Source organism: Streptomyces odontomachi (genome assembly GCF_024435355.1).
Lineage (GTDB): Bacteria > Actinomycetota > Actinomycetes > Streptomycetales > Streptomycetaceae > Streptomyces > Streptomyces odontomachi.
On record NZ_JAMJWG010000014.1, the window covers coordinates 137,520 to 153,300 of the forward strand.

A 15,781-nucleotide genomic window follows, 5' to 3' on the forward strand; every position below is an offset into this window, starting at 1 on the left:
GGCCCTGCCACCTCGCCCGACCCGCCGCCGCCCGTCTTTCCGCTCGTCCGGCGCCCTCACGGTGCCCTGTCGCTGACGCCCCGCACACCGGCGCGCTAGGGTCGGCAGCACAGACGTTACCGACGGGTAAGGGGACGTGGGCATGGAGATCGGGATCAACCTCGGATACTGGGGCGCCGGGATGGACGCGGACAACCTGGCCGTGGCCAAGGAGGCCGACCGGCTCGGTTACGCGGTCTGCTGGGCGGCGGAGGCCTATGGGTCCGACGTTCCCACCGTGCTGTCCTGGGTGGCCGCGCACACCGAGCGGATCGACGTCGGCTCGGCGATCCTCCAGATCCCGGCGCGGCAGCCGACGATGACGGCGATGACGGCGGCCACCTTGGACACCCTGTCGGGGGGCCGGTTCCGGCTGGGGATCGGCGTGTCGGGCCCGCAGGTGTCGGAGGGCTGGTACGGCGTCAAGTTCGACAAGCCGCTGGGGCGTACGCGGGAGTACGTGGAGATCGTCCGCAGGGCGATGAGCCGTGAGCGGCTCACCTTCGAGGGTGAGCACTGGACGCTGCCGTTGCCGGGCGGTCCCGGCAAGCCCCTGAAACTGATCGTGCATCCCGAGCGCGAGCGCATTCCGCTGTACATCGCGGCGATCGGCCCGAAGAACCTGGAGCAGACCGGCGAGATCGCGGATGGTGCGCTGCTGGTCTTCTCGGCGGCGGAGCACCTGGAGGAGACCACGATCCGGCATCTGCGTGCGGGGCGCGCGAAGGCGGGCGCCACCATGGAGGGATTCGACGTGGTGCCCACCCTGCCGCTTGCCGTGGCGCCCGAGGGTTCGGGCGACGGCGATGACGACCTGGCCGCGCTCGCCGACATCTTCCGCCCGTACACGGCGCTCTACGTCGGCGGTATGGGCAGCCGTAAGCAGAACTTCTACAACCAGCTGGCGCAGCGCATGGGCTACGAGAAGGAGGCCGCCGAGATCCAGGAGAAGTACCTGGCGGGCGACAAGGAGGGCGCCGCGGCCGCCGTGCCGCACCGGCTGATCGACCAGACCGCGCTGCTGGGCTCGGTGGGCCGTATCGCCGACCGTATGCAGGCCTACGCCGACGCGGGCGTGACGACGCTGACGCTGGCCCCGGCGGGTTTCACGCTCGACGAACGGTTGGCTTCCCTGCGGGCCGGGGCGGAGGCGCTGGAGCACGCCGGCCTCGCGTAGGCGGCGGGGCGCCGAGGCGGCGGGGGATCGGCCCAGGTCGCCCGCGGCCGTGGTGGGGGCTCGGGGTCTCCCCGCCACGGCCGTCACCGCGTCCAACGGGTGCTGCCCGCCGTGGTTACGGGCCGATCGGTTCCTCTCGTCCCTCTTTCGGATGAGTCGCCCCAACCTGCTGTTGCCGTGTGTTCCTGTCCGCATTTGACTCGTTGATTGCGGCACACTGCACGGAGGTAGCTTGATGCTCTCGGCCAAGACCCTGTTCCAGGAGATCCTCGACAACGACGAGTCGTTCCGGCTCTTCTGCTCCATCGCGGCCAGCGGCGAGGCCCAGGGCGGCTGGGAGAACGGCCGCATCGCAGCCCTCGTCCCCGAGTCGGAGCGCCCGCTCGCCCCCAAGGTGGCCCGGCACGGGGCGGACGAGGACAAGCACGGGCGGATCTTCCGGGGGCTGCTGAAGAAGCGCGGGCTGCGCCCCGTCGAGGTCCCCCTGGAGACCGACTACACGCTGCTCCTGGAGCGCTGCGGCATCGGGCTCGAGCACAACCGGCTGCGTCACGACGAGCCGCTCGACGTGGCCGACATCATCGTCTACCTGGCGCACAGCAGGGTCACCGAGCAGCGTGCCGCCGAACAGATGGCGCTGCTGCGCCGATACTTCGCGGACCATCCGGACATCGGCCGGGCCGTGCGGCTGATCTCCGACGACGAGGAGAACCACCTCGCCTACTGCCACGAGGAGTTGCTGCGGCTGGCGCACGCCGGGCACGGGCGGGCCATCCAGCGGATCCTGCACGAGAGCGCGCGGGCCGAGATCAGGGTGCACCGCGACGTCAGCCTCGCCGTCATGCGCCACATGGGCCGCATCCTGTCCTGGCCGCGGTCGAGGATGATGGTGGTCACCGCGGGCATCCACGCCGCGTACGGCTACGAACGGCTGGGCGGCTGGCGGCGCATGGTGTCCCTGCGGATGCCGGAGCGGACCGGCGCCCTGGACGGCGCGCCCACCACGGCACCCGAGTACGCCTGAGCTACGCCACCCGAGGCTCGCGGAGGTCCGCCCTGGTGCGGTCATGATCCAGACGGCGGGACCTAGAGCCAACCGCGCCGCTTGAACAGCCGGTACAGGCCGAACTCCAGCAGGACCATCACCAGGATCACCGCCGGGTACGACCACACCCAGTGCAACTCGGGCATGTGGTCGAAGTTCATGCCGTAGATCCCGGCGATCATGGTGGGTACGGCCGCCATGGCCGCCCATGAGGAGATCTTCCGCATGTCGTCGTTCTGCCGCACGCTGGTCTGCGCGAGATGCGCCGACAGGACGTCCGAGACCAACCGGTCCAGGCCGTCCACCGACTCGTTCACCCGGGTCAGATGGTCGTTGACGTCGCGGAAGAACAGCTGTGCCGAGCGGTCCACGAACGGCACCTCCGCCACGGACGGTGCCACGCCGGCCAGCCGCGACACCGGTACCGCGAGTGGCCCGGTGGCCCGGCGGAACTCCATCACCTGACGCTTGAAGCGGTAGATGCGCGAGGCCGTGGACCCGGCGCCGCCGATGTCCGGCGAGAAGACCTCCGCCTCCAGCTCCTCCAGGTCGGCCTGGAGCTCGACGGCGACCTCCAGATAGTGGTCGACGACCGCGTCGGCGACCGCGTACAGGACCGCCGTCGGGCCGTGCCGGAGCATGTCGGGCTCGGCCTCCAGGCGCTTGCGCACCGCGCTGAGCGGTGAGCCCTCGCCGTGCCGGACGGTCACCACGAACGAGTCGCCGATGAAGATCATCACCTCGCCGGAGGAGACCTCGTCACTGCGCGGCTCGTAGGTCACCGGTTTCAGGACCATGAACAGCGAGTCGTCGTAGATCTCCAGCTTGGGCCGCTGGTGTGCCTTGAGGGCGTCCTCGACCGCCAGGACGTGCAGTCCGAACTCCCGGCTGACATGATCGAACTCCTCCTGCGAGGGCTCGTGCACCCCGATCCAGACGAACGCGTCGTCCTGCGCGCGGGCCTGGTCCAGGGCATCGGAGAGATCGGCCGGGCGCTCGGTGCGGCGCCCATGCTGGTAGATGGCGCAGTCGACGATCACGGCGGGCATTCTTCCGCGCGCCGCGCCGGCGCGCATCCCTGGCGCCGGGCGCAGTGGCGCCCGGACGGGTCGGCAGCGTCGGTGAGGTGCACCCGGCGGCTCTCCTGGACCTCGTGAGCCCCGCATGCTGCGGCTCCCCCGCGAGCCCGGCATGCTGGTGCGAACGGCAGGCCCTAGCCCTCCGCGTCGCCGCCCAGCGCAGCGGTGCTCTGGCGTACCACGAGTTCCGTGCCGAGCTCGATGCGGGACTCGGTGGTGTCACCGCGGCGCAGTTGGAGCACCATCTGGGCGGCGGTCTCCGCCATCCTGCGCAGCGGCTGGTGGACCGTGGTCAGCGCCGGGCTCGACCAGCGCGCCAGGGGGATGTCGTCGTACCCGACCACCGAGATGTCGGCCGGCACCCGCAGGCCCCGGACCCGCGCCGCCTCCAGCACGCCGAGTCCCTGGAGGTCGCTGCCGGCGAAGATGGCGGTGGGCGGGTCGGCGTGGTCCAACAGCGCTTCGGCGTGTCGGAAGCCGCCCTGGACGTGGAAGTCGCCGAAGCGGACGAAATCGGGGTCGACGTCTATTCCCGCCATGCTCATGGCGGAGCGGAAGCCGTCCACCCGGGCCAGCGAGCACAGCATGTCCTCGGGGCCGGAGATGATGGCGATCCTGCGGTGCCCGAGCTCGATGAGATGCCGGGTGGCGGCGAGCCCGCCGGCCCAGTTGGCGGAGCCCACGGAGGGCACGTCGGGTTCCGGGTCGCCGGCCGGGTCGACGATGGCGAACGGGATGGCACGGGAGCGCAGTTTGTGCTTCAGCTCGTCCGGCAGGGTGGAGAACACCAGCACCACGCCGAGCGGCCGGCGGCGCAGCACGCCGTCGATCCATTCGGGTCCGGGGGCGTGTCTGGTGCCGGACTCGGTGAGCACGACACTGGCGCCGGCCGACTTCGCGGCGTTCTCCACGCCGCGGATCAGCTCCATCGCCCAGGTGCTCTCCAGCTCGTGGAAGACGAGCTCGATGAGGGGCGCCTCGGAGGCGGCGGCGGAGGTCCTCCGATACCCGTGCGCATCCAGCAGGCTCTCGATCTTCACCCGGGTGGGCGCCGACACATCTGGCCGCCCGTTTAGGACCTTCGAAACTGTCGAAAGCGATACCCCGGCTTTTGCCGCCACTTGCGCCAGGGTGACGCGCCCCGTCTGCTCATCGTCGTCACGCATGGTGGGAAGGATAGGACACCAGCTTGGGAAACGGTTCCCCGGATAACGGTTTGATAGCACCCTTCTCCACATGTTGACCACTATGCGCCGCAGCCATAGCGTCGCTCGGCAACAGACTTTCGGCGAAGCTGCCGAAACTTTCGAAGGGCAGATGATGAAAGCACCCGCACGATTCCCTCGCGCACTCGCTGCCGCGACAGCCATGGTCATGGGGCTGTCACTGGCCGCCTGCGGCAACGACTCCGGGAAGGACAAGGGCAACACCTTCGAGGTGCTGGTCTACGGAGACGCAGGCAACAAGGTGGAGAAGGACATCGTCGCGGAGTTCAACAAGACCTCCAAGGTGAAGGCTGTCCTGAGCACCATCCCGGGCGCCGACTACCAGTCCAAGTTGCAGACCATCATCAACACCAAGCAGGCGCCCGACGTCTTCTTCAACTGGGGCGGGGGCAGCATCACGCCCTTCGTGGACGCGGGGCTGCTGCTGCCCCTCGACGACATGATCAAGAAGCAGCCGAAGCTGCGCAGCATGTTCCTGCCGACAGTTTTGGACGCCGCCAAGGTCGACGGCAAGACCTACGGTGTGCCGATGCGCGGCACCCAGCCCGTGCTGCTCTTCTCCAACAAGGAAGTGCTCGACAAGGCGGGTGTCTCGCAGCCCAAGACCTGGGACGACCTGCTGGGCGCGGTGTCCAAGCTGAAGGCCTCCGGCGTCACCCCGATCGCGCTCGGCGGCGGTGACCAGTGGCCGACCCTGATGTGGTTCGAGTACCTCTACGACCGCATCGCGGGCCCCGGCCTGCTCAAGAAGGCACTGGCCGGTGACAAGGACGTCTGGGCCAGCGCCGACAGCAAGAAGGCGCTGAAGAAGATCAAGGAGCTGGTCGACACCGGCGCTTTCGGCAAGAATTTCGACTCGGTGAAGTACACCGACGGTGGTTCGCCCGCCCTGGTCGCCAAGGGCAAGGCCGGCTTCGAGCTGATGGGTTCCTGGTACTACTCCCAGCAGCAGGAGAACAGCCCCAAGTTCGCCAAGGGCGGCCTGCTGTACACCACCTTCCCGACCATCCCGGGCGGCAAGGGCAACGCCAAGGACATCGTCGGCAACACCAACAACTACTACTCGGTGACGAAGAACGCCGCGCACCCCGAGGCCATCGCGAAGTTCCTGGAGCTGATGTACTCCGACCGCTTCGTCAACTCGCAGCTGTCCATCGGCAACCTTCCCACCACCACCAACACCAAGGAGTCGCTGTCCACCTCGGACAACGCCCCCTACCTCCAGTACCAGTACGACCTGGTCTCCAAGGCGCCGGCCTTCCAGCTCTCCTGGGACCAGGCGTACACGCAGGAGAACGCCACGCCGATGCACCAAGCCGTCCAGCAGTTCTTCAACGGCAGCCTCGACGAGGACGGCTTCATCAAGGCCATGCAGGCCCTCAAGACCAGCTGACGCAGGCCTCGGCCCTGTCGTCAAACTCCCGCCTGCCCGGCGGCGCCATGCACGCCCTCTCGCCGCACCGGGCACAAGCCCACGTACATCCAGTACGCGGACTCGCGCCCGGCGCGCCGAGAGCACGCACCTGACGCCGCCGGGCCGCCCTTCGGGCAACGACGGGAGTTTGACGACAGGACCGGCACTGCCGAAGCCACCTGACCCCCCTTCGAAAGCGACTCACTCCATTGGTCACCCTCGCCGCATCCACCCGGCATGGGAAGCGGAGGCGGACAAGGCGCCCGGTCGTCACCTCGACCGGGCGCCCGGGCATCGCCTGGGCGTTGCCCGCAGCCGTCTTCTTCATCCTGTTCGCCATCGTGCCGCTGATACTCGTCGCCGTGCTCTCCTTCGCCAGCTGGAGCGGGCTCGGTGATCTGGAGTTCAACGGGCTCGACAACTGGACCAAGCTCTTCGACGATCCGGTCATGATCAAGAGCCTCTGGTTGAGCGTGCTGCTCACCGGGCTCGGCGTCGTCGTGCAGACCCCGTTGAGCATCCTGCTCGGGGTCTGGGCGGCGGGAACGCAGCGGAACCGGGCCGTGCTGTCCACCATCTTCTTCGTACCGCTGCTGCTGTCCGCCACCGCTGTGTCGATCCTCTGGCGCTCCCTGCTCGACCCGAACTTCGGTGTGCCCTCGCAGTTGCAGTGGCTGTTCGGGGACGGCAACCTCTTCGGCCACCAGACCACCGCCATCGGTGTGCTGGTGTTCGTCAGCGCCTGGCAGTACACGCCGCTGCACACCCTCATCTACCAGGGCGCCACCCGGGCCATCCCCGAAGTGCTCTACCAGGCCGCCGCCATCGACGGCGCGGGACGGGTGCGGCAGTTCTTCCACGTGACCATTCCGCAGCTGCGCAACGCCATCATCACGTCGATGATCCTGATGATCGTCGGTGGCCTCACCACCTTCGACACGGTGCTGATCCTCACCCAGGGCGGCCCCGGCACCGACACCACCATCAGCGCGTACTACATGTACGACAAGGCCTTCAAGAGCTTCGACTACGGCACCGGCGCCGCGGTCGCCCTGCTGCTCGTGATCGTCGCGACGGTGATCTCGCTGGTCGTGGTGCGGATGTCGGGCTTCGACAAGATGTCCGGCACCCAGGAGGGCGTGTCATGAAACAGCGCCCCAACTACCTGGCCGGCTTCGCGACCCTGCTGTGGCTGGTCCTGATCGGCCTGCCGGTCTACGTGATGCTGGGCGCCGCCCTACAGTCCCAGAGCGACTTCAGCGACAACGGCCCGCTCGGCTGGCCCGACCACCTCACGTTCCACAACTTCGTCTACGACTTCCAGAACGGCTTCGGGCAGTACTTCGTGAACACCCTGGTCGTCACCGTGAGCGTGGTGGCCATCGTGGTGCTGCTCGTCCCGCCGCTCACCTTCACGATCGTGCGCAACATCGGCCGGCGTTCCACCCGCGGTGTCTTCCGGCTCTTCCTGCTCGGCCTGGCCGTCCCCGCCCAGGCCGTGATCGTGCCGATGTTCTACGTGATGAGCCAGGTGGGGCTGTACGACAACCTCATCGGCGTCATCCTGCCCACCGCGGCCTTCTGCCTGCCGGTGTGCGCGCTCATCCTCACCGGCAGCATGCGGGAGATCGCGCCCGAGCTCTTCGAGGCGATGACCATGGACGGGGCCTCCACCCGGAGGGTCTTCTTCCAGCTGGTGGTGCCGCTGTCCCGCGGCGGCCTGTCCACCATCGTGGTCTTCTCGGCCCTACAGGCCTGGAACGGCTTCCTCTTCCCGCTGGTGCTCACCCAGTCCGAGTCCAGCAAGGTGATCACGCTCGGCCTCTACAACTTCCGTACGCAGTACGGCACGAACGTGCCGGCCCTGCTCGCGGCCGTCCTGATGTCCACCGTGCCCATCCTGCTCGTCTATCTGTTCGCACGCCGCGCCCTGATCCAAGGGTTGATGGGAGTGGGAGGAAAGTGACCACCGACGTGACCGCTGACGACACAGGGTCCCTTCAGGCACCCGATGCAGCCGCCCCCGCGCCCTCCGTTGCCTCCGCGGCCGCCCAGGGGAACCCTTTCCCCGCCCGGCGCCCGGTGTCGGACGCCGCCCTGGCCCGGGTCGACGAACTGATCGCCACCATGACCGTGGAGGAGAAGACCGCCCAGCTGTACGGGCTGTGGGCGGGCGCCTCGGCGGACGGTGCCGAGGTCGCCCCGCACCAGCACGACATGGAGGAACCGCCCTCCCTGGAGGAGCTGCTGCCACACGGGCTCGGCCAGCTCACCCGCCCCTTCGGGACCGTGCCGGTCGACCCGGCGCTGGGCGCGCTGTCCCTGATGCGCACCCAAGAGCGGATCATGGCCGCGAACCGGTTCGGCATCCCGGCGCTCGCCCATGACGAGTGCCTGGCCGGATTCGCCGCCTGGGGCGCCACCACCTATCCCGTCCCGCTCTCCTGGGGCGCCTCCTTCGACCCCGGCCTGGTGCGTGACATCGCCCATGCCATCGGCACCGACATGCGCGCGGTCGGCGTCCACCAGGGGCTCGCACCCGTCCTGGACGTGGTGCGCGACGCACGCTGGGGCCGTGTCGAGGAGACCATCGGCGAGGACCCGTACCTCGTCGGCAGCGTGGCCACCGCGTACATCCAGGGCCTGGAGTCGGCCGGCATCGTGGCCACCCTCAAGCACTTCGCCGGGTACTCGGCCTCCCGCGCCGGACGCAACCACGCACCCGTCTCCATGGGACCGCGCGAGCGCGCCGACGTCATCCTGCCGCCGTTCGAGATGGCGGTACGGGAGGGCGGGGTGCGCTCCGTCATGCCCGCCTACACCGACACCGACGGCATCCCCTCGCACGCGGACGAGGTCCTGGTGACCAGCCTGCTCCGCGACACCTGGGGCTTCACCGGCACCGTGGTCTCCGACTACTTCGCCGTCGCCTTCCTCAAGGAGCTGCAAGGCATAGCCGCCGACCTCGGCGACGCCGCCCATGCCGCCCTCCAGGCCGGCGTCGACGTCGAGCTGCCCACCGTGAACGCCTACGGCGCCCCGCTGCGCGCGGCCATCGCCGCCGGCACGGTGCCCGAAGAGCTGGTGGACGGCGCGCTGCGCCGGGTGCTGTTGCAGAAGGCCGAACTCGGACTGCTCGACGCCGACTTCACGCCGGTACCGGCCGCCCTGACGGCCCTGGGCGAGGCGACCTGGGGCGACGCCGAGCAGCTGCGCGGCAGCGTGGACCTGGACAGCCCCCGCAACCGGGAGCGCGCCCGCCGGCTCGCCGAGGCCTCCATCGTCCTCGTCCACAACGACGGTGCCCTCCCGCTGCGGCAGCCCCGCCGGATCGCGCTGATCGGACCGCAGGCCACCACGCCGACCGCCGTGCTCGGCTGCTACTCCTTCCCCGTGCACGTCGGCAGCCAGCACCCCGAGGTTCCGGTCGGCATCGAGCTGCCCACCCTGCACGAGGCGCTGGCGGCGGAGTTCCCCGACGCCGATATCGACGTCGTCGAGGGCTGCACCATCGACGGGCCCGGTACCGACGGCTTCGCCGAGGCGCTGCGGGCCGCCCTGAACAGCGATGTCGCCGTCGTCGCGCTCGGCGACCGGGCCGGGCTCTTCGGCCGCGGCACCAGCGGCGAGGGCTGCGACGCCGAGTCGCTCGCGCTGCCCGGCGTCCAGGGCCAGCTGCTGGACGCGCTGCTCGACACGGGCACCCCCGTCGTCCTCACCATGTTCGCCGGGCGCCCCTACGTGCTCGGCCGCGCAGCCGACGAGGCCGCCGCCGTCGTGGAGGCGTTCTTCCCCGGCCAGGAGGGGGCCGGCGCAGTCGCCGGCGTCCTCGCGGGCCGCATCAACCCGTCCGGGCGGCTGCCGGTGAGCGTGCCCGCCACGGCCGGAGTGCATCCGTCGACGTACCTCGCCGCCCCGCTCGGCAAGGCCACCGACGTCTCCAACATCGACCCCACGGCCGCCTTCCCCTTCGGCCACGGCCTGTCGTACACCACCTTCGCCTGGTCCGACCTGAGCACCGAGACCGCCTCCGCGCCCACCGACGGCACCCTGCGGATGTCGTTCACGCTCGCCAACACCGGTGAGCGGGCCGGCGCCGAGGTGGTGCAGCTGTACGTGCACGACCCGGTCGTCTCCGTGGTCCAGCCCGTGCAGCGGCTCGTCGGCTACCTGAAGGTCTCCCTGGAGGCCGGCGAGAGCACCCGGATCCAGGTGGCGGTCCCCGCCGACGTCACCTCCTTCACGGGCCGCGACGGCAGGCGCCGCGTCGAACCCGGCGACCTGGAGCTGCGGCTCGCCGCCTCCAGCGCCGACGTCCGGCTCACCGCCCGGGTCCAGCTCACCGGGCCGGTCCGGCACGTCGACCACACCCGTGCCCTGCACGCGGTGATCGAACGCGGTACGGCCACCGCGGAAGGAGGCGCCTGACCCTCTCCAGACCGGTGATGCACAGCCCCGCGCCCCACGCTTCCTTCCGGGGCACGGGGCTGTGGCCTGGGGCCGCTCCCAGGACACCGCCGCTGGAACGGCACCCGTGGCAAAGCCGCAGCCAGCGCCCCGCAGCCGCGCCATGGGCCGGCCGGCGCCGCACGGCCGGACCGCGAGCGGTGGTGGCCACCGCTCGCCACGGACAGGCTCTAGGCTGGCGCACATGCCCACGCTGATACTCCTCCGGCACGGCCGGTCCACCGCCAACACCACCGGTGTGCTCGCCGGCCGCACCCCCGGCGTCGGACTCGACGAGCGCGGCCTCGCCCAGGCCGCCGGCCTGCCCCAGCGCCTGGAGGGGATTCCGCTCGCCCTCGTCGTCAGCAGCCCCCTCCAGCGGTGCCAGGAGACCGTGGCACCCCTGCTGGAGGCACGGCCCGGCCTCGAGCTGCACACCGAGGACCGGCTCAACGAGTGCGACTACGGCGAATGGTCCGGCCGCAAGCTCGCCGAACTCAAGGACGAGCCTCTGATGGAGACCGTCCAGCAGCATCCGACCGCGGCCGCCTTCCCCGGGGGCGAGGCCCTGGCCCAGATGGCGTCCCGCGCGTCGGACGCGGTGCGGGACTGGAACGCGCGCGTCACGCGCGACCACGGGGACGACGCGGTCTATGCGCTCTGCTCCCACGGCGACGTCATCAAATCCCTCATCGCCGACGCCCTCGGGCTCCACCTGGACCTCTTCCAGCGCATCGCCGTCGACCCCTGTTCGGTCACCGTCATCCGCTACACCCGCCTGCGCCCCTTCCTGGTCCGCCTCGGCGACACCGGCGACCTCGCCTCCATCGCCCCCCGGCCGCCGGCGGAAGGCCACGGCGAGACGACCGGTGGCACGGGCGACGCAGAGGTGGGAGGTGGTGCGGGCGCACCGTGATCGTTCCGCGCAGTAGGGTGAGGCGATCACCCCGGCCGGCGGCCGGGCGCACGGCCGTACGCCCGACCTTGCGGCGGACCAGACGACCCGCCCCCGTCCACTGACCGCACGAACCGAACGCAGGCCCGACGACAGAGCAACCAGCACCGACCCCCCGCAGCCCATCCCACCGTCGACTCACATGGAGACAGGACGTGTCCCGTCAGGTGTTCCTCTACGACCCACCGGAACGTTTCGTGGCCGGTACGGTCGGGTTGCCCGGACGCCGCACCTTCTTCCTCCAGGCCTCAGAGGGAAGCAGGGTCACCAGCGTCGCCTTGGAGAAGACGCAGGTCGCCGCCCTTGCCGAGCGGATGGACGAGCTGCTGGACGAGGTCGTGCGGCGCAGCGGCGGCAGTGCGGCGGTGCCCGCGGTCGCGCCGGCCGAGGTCTCCGACACCGCCCCGTTGGACACCCCCGTCGAGGAGGAGTTCCGGGTCGGCACCATGGCCCTCGCCTGGGACGGTGAGGACCAGCGCATGATCGTGGAGGCGCAGGCCCTGGTCGAGCTCGACGCCGACTCCGAGGACGACCTCGCCGCCGCTGAGGAAAGGCTCCTCCAGGACGAGGAGAACGGCCCGCCGATGCTGCGCGTCCGGCTCAGCGGCGCCCAGGCCAGGGCCTTCGCCAAACGCGCCCTCGACGTCGTCAACGCCGGACGCCCGCCGTGCCCGCTGTGCAGCCTGCCGCTCGACCCGGAGGGACACGTATGTCCGCGCCAGAACGGATACCGCCGCGGAGCATGACCGCGGCCGATCTGCTCGCGCACGGCGAGCTGACGGTGCGCGGACGGATCCGGGAGGCGTCGAACGCGGTGCTGTTCTGCACCGTCGAGCAGGACGGCGAGCGTGCGGAGTGCGTGTACAAGCCGGTCGCCGGCGAGCGCCCGCTGTGGGACTTCCCGGACGGCACCCTCGCCCAGCGGGAGGTGGCCGCCTACGAGGTCTCCCAGGCGCTCGGCTGGGATCTGGTGCCCCCGACCGTGCTGCGTGACGGCCCCTACGGCGAGGGCATGTGCCAGCTGTGGATCGAGACCCTGCCGCCGGACGCGGCGCCCGAACTCCTCGCCCTCGTCGATGCCGAGGAACCCGAGCCGGGCTGGAAGGCCATCGGGCTCGCCGAGGCCGCCGAGGGCCGTACGGCCCTGCTCGTGCACGCCGACGACGACCGGCTGCGGCGGATGGCCGTCCTCGACGCGGTCATCAACAACGCCGACCGCAAGGGCGGCCATCTCCTCCCCGCCGCCGGCGAGCGGCTCTACGGCATCGACCACGGCGTCACCTTCCACACCGACAACAAGCTGCGCACGCTGCTGTGGGGGTGGGCCGGGGAACCCCTTCCCGAAGCGGCCCGCACCGCACTGACCGCGCTCGACGCCGACCTCGCCGACGGCACCCCGCTCGCCGGGCGGCTCGCCGAGCTGATCACGCCCGCCGAGCTGGCGGCCACCCGGGTGCGGGTGCGGGCGCTCCTGGAGAGCGGCGCCCATCCGGAACCGTCGGGGGAGTGGCCGGCCATACCGTGGCCGCCCGTGTAGGGCCACCGGGACCGCCGAACCGGAGGACCGGGTGCGCCCATGCACACCGGCACCCAGAACGCAAGAGGGCCCAACCGGTCATCAGTGCAGCTCCGGTTCGTAAGGGGAGCGTCCATCCGGTTAGGCTCATGACATGTATGCCTGGCCCGCTTCCGAGGTCCCCGCCCTGCCCGGCAGAGGCCGCGACCTCAGGATTCACGACACCGCGACCGGTGGTCTCGTCACCCTTGACCCAGGTCCCGTCGCCCGTATCTACGTCTGCGGAATCACTCCGTACGATGCGACCCACCTGGGTCATGCGGCGACCTACAACGCGTTCGACCTCGTCCAGCGCGTGTGGCTCGACACCCAGCGGCAGGTCCAGTACGTCCAGAACGTCACCGACGTCGACGATCCCCTGCTGGAGCGCGCCGAGCGCGACGGCATCGAGTGGGCCTCCCTCGCCGAACGCGAGACCACCCTGTTCCGCGAGGACATGACCGCGCTGCGGATGCTGCCTCCGCAGCACTACATCGGTGCCGTGGAGGCGATACCCGGCATCGTCCCGCTCGTGGAGCGACTCCGGGACGCCGGTGCCGCCTACGAACTCGACGGCGACATCTACTTCTCGGTCGCCGCCGATCCGCACTTCGGCGCCGTCTCCGGCCTCGACGCGGCCGCCATGCTCCCGCTCTGCGCCGAGCGTGGTGGCGACCCGGAGCGGCCCGGCAAGAAGAACCCCCTGGATCCGCTGCTGTGGCGTGCGACCCGGCCGGGTGAGCCCAGCTGGGACGGCGGCTCGCTGGGCCCCGGCCGGCCCGGCTGGCACATCGAGTGCGTGGCCATCGCCCTGGACCACCTCGGCATGGGCTTCGACGTGCAGGGCGGCGGCAGCGATCTCGCCTTCCCGCACCACGAGATGGGCGCCTCGCACGCCCAGACGCTGACCGGCGAGTTCCCCTTCGCGCGTGCCTACGTACACGCCGGGATGGTGGGTCTGAACGGCGAGAAGATGTCCAAGTCCAAGGGCAATCTGGTCTTCGTCTCGCAGCTTCGTCGCGACGGCGTCGACCCGGCCGCGATCCGGCTGGCCCTGCTGGCCCACCACTACCGCTCGGACTGGGAGTGGACGGCCGGCGACCTCGAGACGGCGGTGGCACGTCTGGCGCGCTGGCGCGACGCGGTGTCCCGCCCCGACGGGCCGTCCGCCACCTCGCTCCTGGAGGAGATGCGCAAGGCGCTCGCGCACGACCTGGACTCACCGGCCGCGCTCGCCGCGGTGGACCGCTGGGCGGCCCTCCAGCAGGAACAGGGCGGTCAGGACGAAGGGGCGCCCGGAGTCGTCTCCCGCGCGGTGGATGCACTCCTGGGGGTGGCCCTCTAGCGCGCACCCCCGCATCCCTCGCCCCTGCCGCGGGCGCCCATTGCTTGGCGGGCGCCCCCCTGGCAGGGGACGCAGGGGATGGCGGCACTACGCCGGTGCGGCCACCGTCCCGAGGAGGTTGCCCCCTGCGGGCGTCCCTGTGGCCAAGGGCACGCACGACGCACTCAAGGGGCGCGGGGAACTGCGCGACCAGCCACAACGGTGCCCGCTGGTTGCCACTGTCCCGAGGGCGCTGTTCCCCAAAAGGGGCGCGGGGAACTGCGCACAACGACCGCACCCCGCACACGACGGACAAGGCGCACCACGACGGACAAAAAAAGCCACGACGGGCCGACCGGCCGACGGGCCGTCAGGCCGGATCAGTCTTCTGACGTGTCCTCGCTGCCATCCGCCTCGTCCCCCCGCCGCGGCCGCTTAGGCGGCCGCGTGCGCCCGCTCGGGTTGTCCCGCAGGAACGACGAACCGTCCCCGCTGTCCGTGGCGTGTCCGCCCGCCGTGCCCGGGCCGCCCGCGGTGCCGGGTGCGCCCGGCCCTGCCGGGCCACCGCCGTCGCGCCGGCGCAGATAGCGCTCGAACTCGCGGGCGATCGCCTCACCGGACGCCTCCGGGAGGTCGGCGGTGTCCCTGGCCTCCTCCAGCGTCTGCACGTACTCCGCGACCTCGCTGTCCTCCGCGGCGAGCTGATCCACGCCGAGCTGCCAGGCACGCGCGTCCTCGGGCAGCTCGCCCAGCGGAATGCGCAGGTCGATGAGGTCTTCGAGACGGTTCAGCAGGGCCAGCGTGGCCTTCGGGTTCGGTGGCTGCGACACGTAGTGCGGCACGGCCGCCCACAGGCTCACCGCGGGCACCCCGGCATGGGTGCACGCCTCCTGGAGGATGCCGACGATGCCCGTCGGTCCCTCGTACTTCGTCTCCTCCAGGTCCATGGCGCGGGCCAGATCCGGATCGGAGGTGACCCCGCTGACCGGGACGGGACGGGTGTGCGGGGTGTCGCCGAGCAGGGCACCGAGCACCACCACCAACTCCACACCCAGCTCATGGGCGAAGGCCAGCAGCTCGTTGCAGAACGAGCGCCAGCGCATCGACGGTTCGATACCCCGTACCAGGACCAGGTCACGCGGCTTCTCGCCGCCCACCCGCACCACCGAGAGCCGCGTCGTCGGCCAGGTGATCTTCCGTACACCCGCCTCCATGAAGACGGTGGGACGGTTGACCTGGAAGTCGTAGTAGTCCTCGGCGTCCAGGGCCGCGAACACCTCGCCCTTCCACTCCTTGTCGAGATGCGCGACCGCAGTGGAGGCGGCGTCGCCAGCGTCGTTCCAGCCCTCGAACGCGGCCACCATGACCGGGTCGACCAGCTCGGGGAGCCCTTCGAGCTCGATCACCCAGCGCCTCCTTCCAACGTTCCCCCAGAGCCTTGGACGGCCTGGGGGTACCCCCACTCACGTACGCACCAACCTTACGGCTCCGGCCGCCACCCTCTGCAGCCCCTTTGCGCAC

At 70.6% G+C, this 15,781-nt stretch carries 13 protein-coding genes; 10 read left to right on the forward strand and 3 right to left on the reverse strand.

Features of this window, described 5'->3' with window-relative positions; translation table 11 throughout:
* The first annotated feature begins 142 nt into the window (after positions 1–142).
* Positions 143–1,216, forward strand: coding sequence for an LLM class F420-dependent oxidoreductase (locus NQO67_RS26645; protein WP_255952813.1), 1,074 nt, complete (start codon positions 143–145; stop codon positions 1,214–1,216).
* 235 nt (positions 1,217–1,451) lie between these two features.
* Complete coding sequence (locus tag NQO67_RS26650) at positions 1,452–2,240, forward strand: ferritin-like domain-containing protein (RefSeq protein WP_255952814.1); 789 nt, start codon at positions 1,452–1,454, stop codon at positions 2,238–2,240.
* 62 nt (positions 2,241–2,302) lie between these two features.
* Here NQO67_RS26650 and corA read toward each other — a convergent pair whose 3' ends face one another.
* Together corA and NQO67_RS26660 are read right to left on the reverse strand one after the other, a co-directional pair.
* Entirely contained in the window at positions 2,303–3,301 is a 999-nt protein-coding gene (corA, locus tag NQO67_RS26655; protein ID WP_255952815.1) for a magnesium/cobalt transporter CorA, read from the reverse strand.
* A 173-nt stretch (positions 3,302–3,474) separates the two neighbouring features.
* Positions 3,475–4,518, reverse strand: a complete 1,044-nt coding sequence (locus NQO67_RS26660; RefSeq protein WP_255952937.1) for a LacI family DNA-binding transcriptional regulator — start codon at positions 4,516–4,518, stop codon at positions 3,475–3,477.
* 142 nt (positions 4,519–4,660) lie between these two features.
* Here NQO67_RS26660 and NQO67_RS26665 point away from each other — a divergent pair, with 142 nt between their 5' ends.
* From NQO67_RS26665 to mshC, 8 genes are all read left to right on the forward strand, one after another.
* Positions 4,661–5,959: an ABC transporter substrate-binding protein gene (locus NQO67_RS26665; protein WP_255952816.1), complete on the forward strand. Its 1,299-nt coding sequence runs from the start codon at positions 4,661–4,663 to the stop codon at positions 5,957–5,959.
* Between the two features lie 230 nt (positions 5,960–6,189).
* Positions 6,190–7,128, forward strand: coding sequence for a carbohydrate ABC transporter permease (locus NQO67_RS26670; RefSeq protein ID WP_374119130.1), 939 nt, complete (start codon positions 6,190–6,192; stop codon positions 7,126–7,128).
* On the forward strand, positions 7,125–7,946 hold the full coding sequence (locus tag NQO67_RS26675; RefSeq protein ID WP_255952817.1) for a carbohydrate ABC transporter permease: 822 nt from the start codon (positions 7,125–7,127) through the stop codon (positions 7,944–7,946). The genes NQO67_RS26670 and NQO67_RS26675 overlap by 4 nt, the downstream gene beginning before the upstream one ends.
* 116 nt (positions 7,947–8,062) lie before the next feature.
* Positions 8,063–10,408: a beta-xylosidase/alpha-l-arabinosidase gene (locus NQO67_RS26680; RefSeq protein WP_445195105.1), complete on the forward strand. Its 2,346-nt coding sequence runs from the start codon at positions 8,063–8,065 to the stop codon at positions 10,406–10,408.
* A gap of 223 nt (positions 10,409–10,631) precedes the next feature.
* The gene (locus NQO67_RS26685; protein ID WP_255952818.1) at positions 10,632–11,342 is read left to right on the forward strand and encodes a histidine phosphatase family protein; all 711 of its coding nucleotides are present in this window, start codon (positions 10,632–10,634) and stop codon (positions 11,340–11,342) included.
* 194 nt (positions 11,343–11,536) lie between these two features.
* Positions 11,537–12,127 carry a DUF3090 domain-containing protein gene (locus tag NQO67_RS26690; RefSeq protein ID WP_255952819.1) on the forward strand — a complete coding sequence of 197 codons (591 nt, stop codon included), beginning with the start codon at positions 11,537–11,539 and terminating at the stop codon, positions 12,125–12,127.
* Positions 12,091–12,918, forward strand: coding sequence for an SCO1664 family protein (locus tag NQO67_RS26695; RefSeq protein ID WP_255952820.1), 828 nt, complete (start codon positions 12,091–12,093; stop codon positions 12,916–12,918). The genes NQO67_RS26690 and NQO67_RS26695 overlap by 37 nt, the downstream gene beginning before the upstream one ends.
* A 133-nt stretch (positions 12,919–13,051) precedes the next feature.
* Positions 13,052–14,281 (forward strand): cysteine--1-D-myo-inosityl 2-amino-2-deoxy-alpha-D-glucopyranoside ligase, encoded by a 1,230-nt coding sequence (gene mshC, locus NQO67_RS26700; protein WP_255952821.1) that lies wholly within the window; start codon positions 13,052–13,054, stop codon positions 14,279–14,281.
* A gap of 359 nt (positions 14,282–14,640) precedes the next feature.
* Here mshC and NQO67_RS26705 read toward each other — a convergent pair whose 3' ends face one another.
* Positions 14,641–15,666, reverse strand: coding sequence for a PAC2 family protein (locus NQO67_RS26705; protein WP_255952822.1), 1,026 nt, complete (start codon positions 15,664–15,666; stop codon positions 14,641–14,643).
* Positions 15,667–15,781 lie beyond the last annotated feature (115 nt).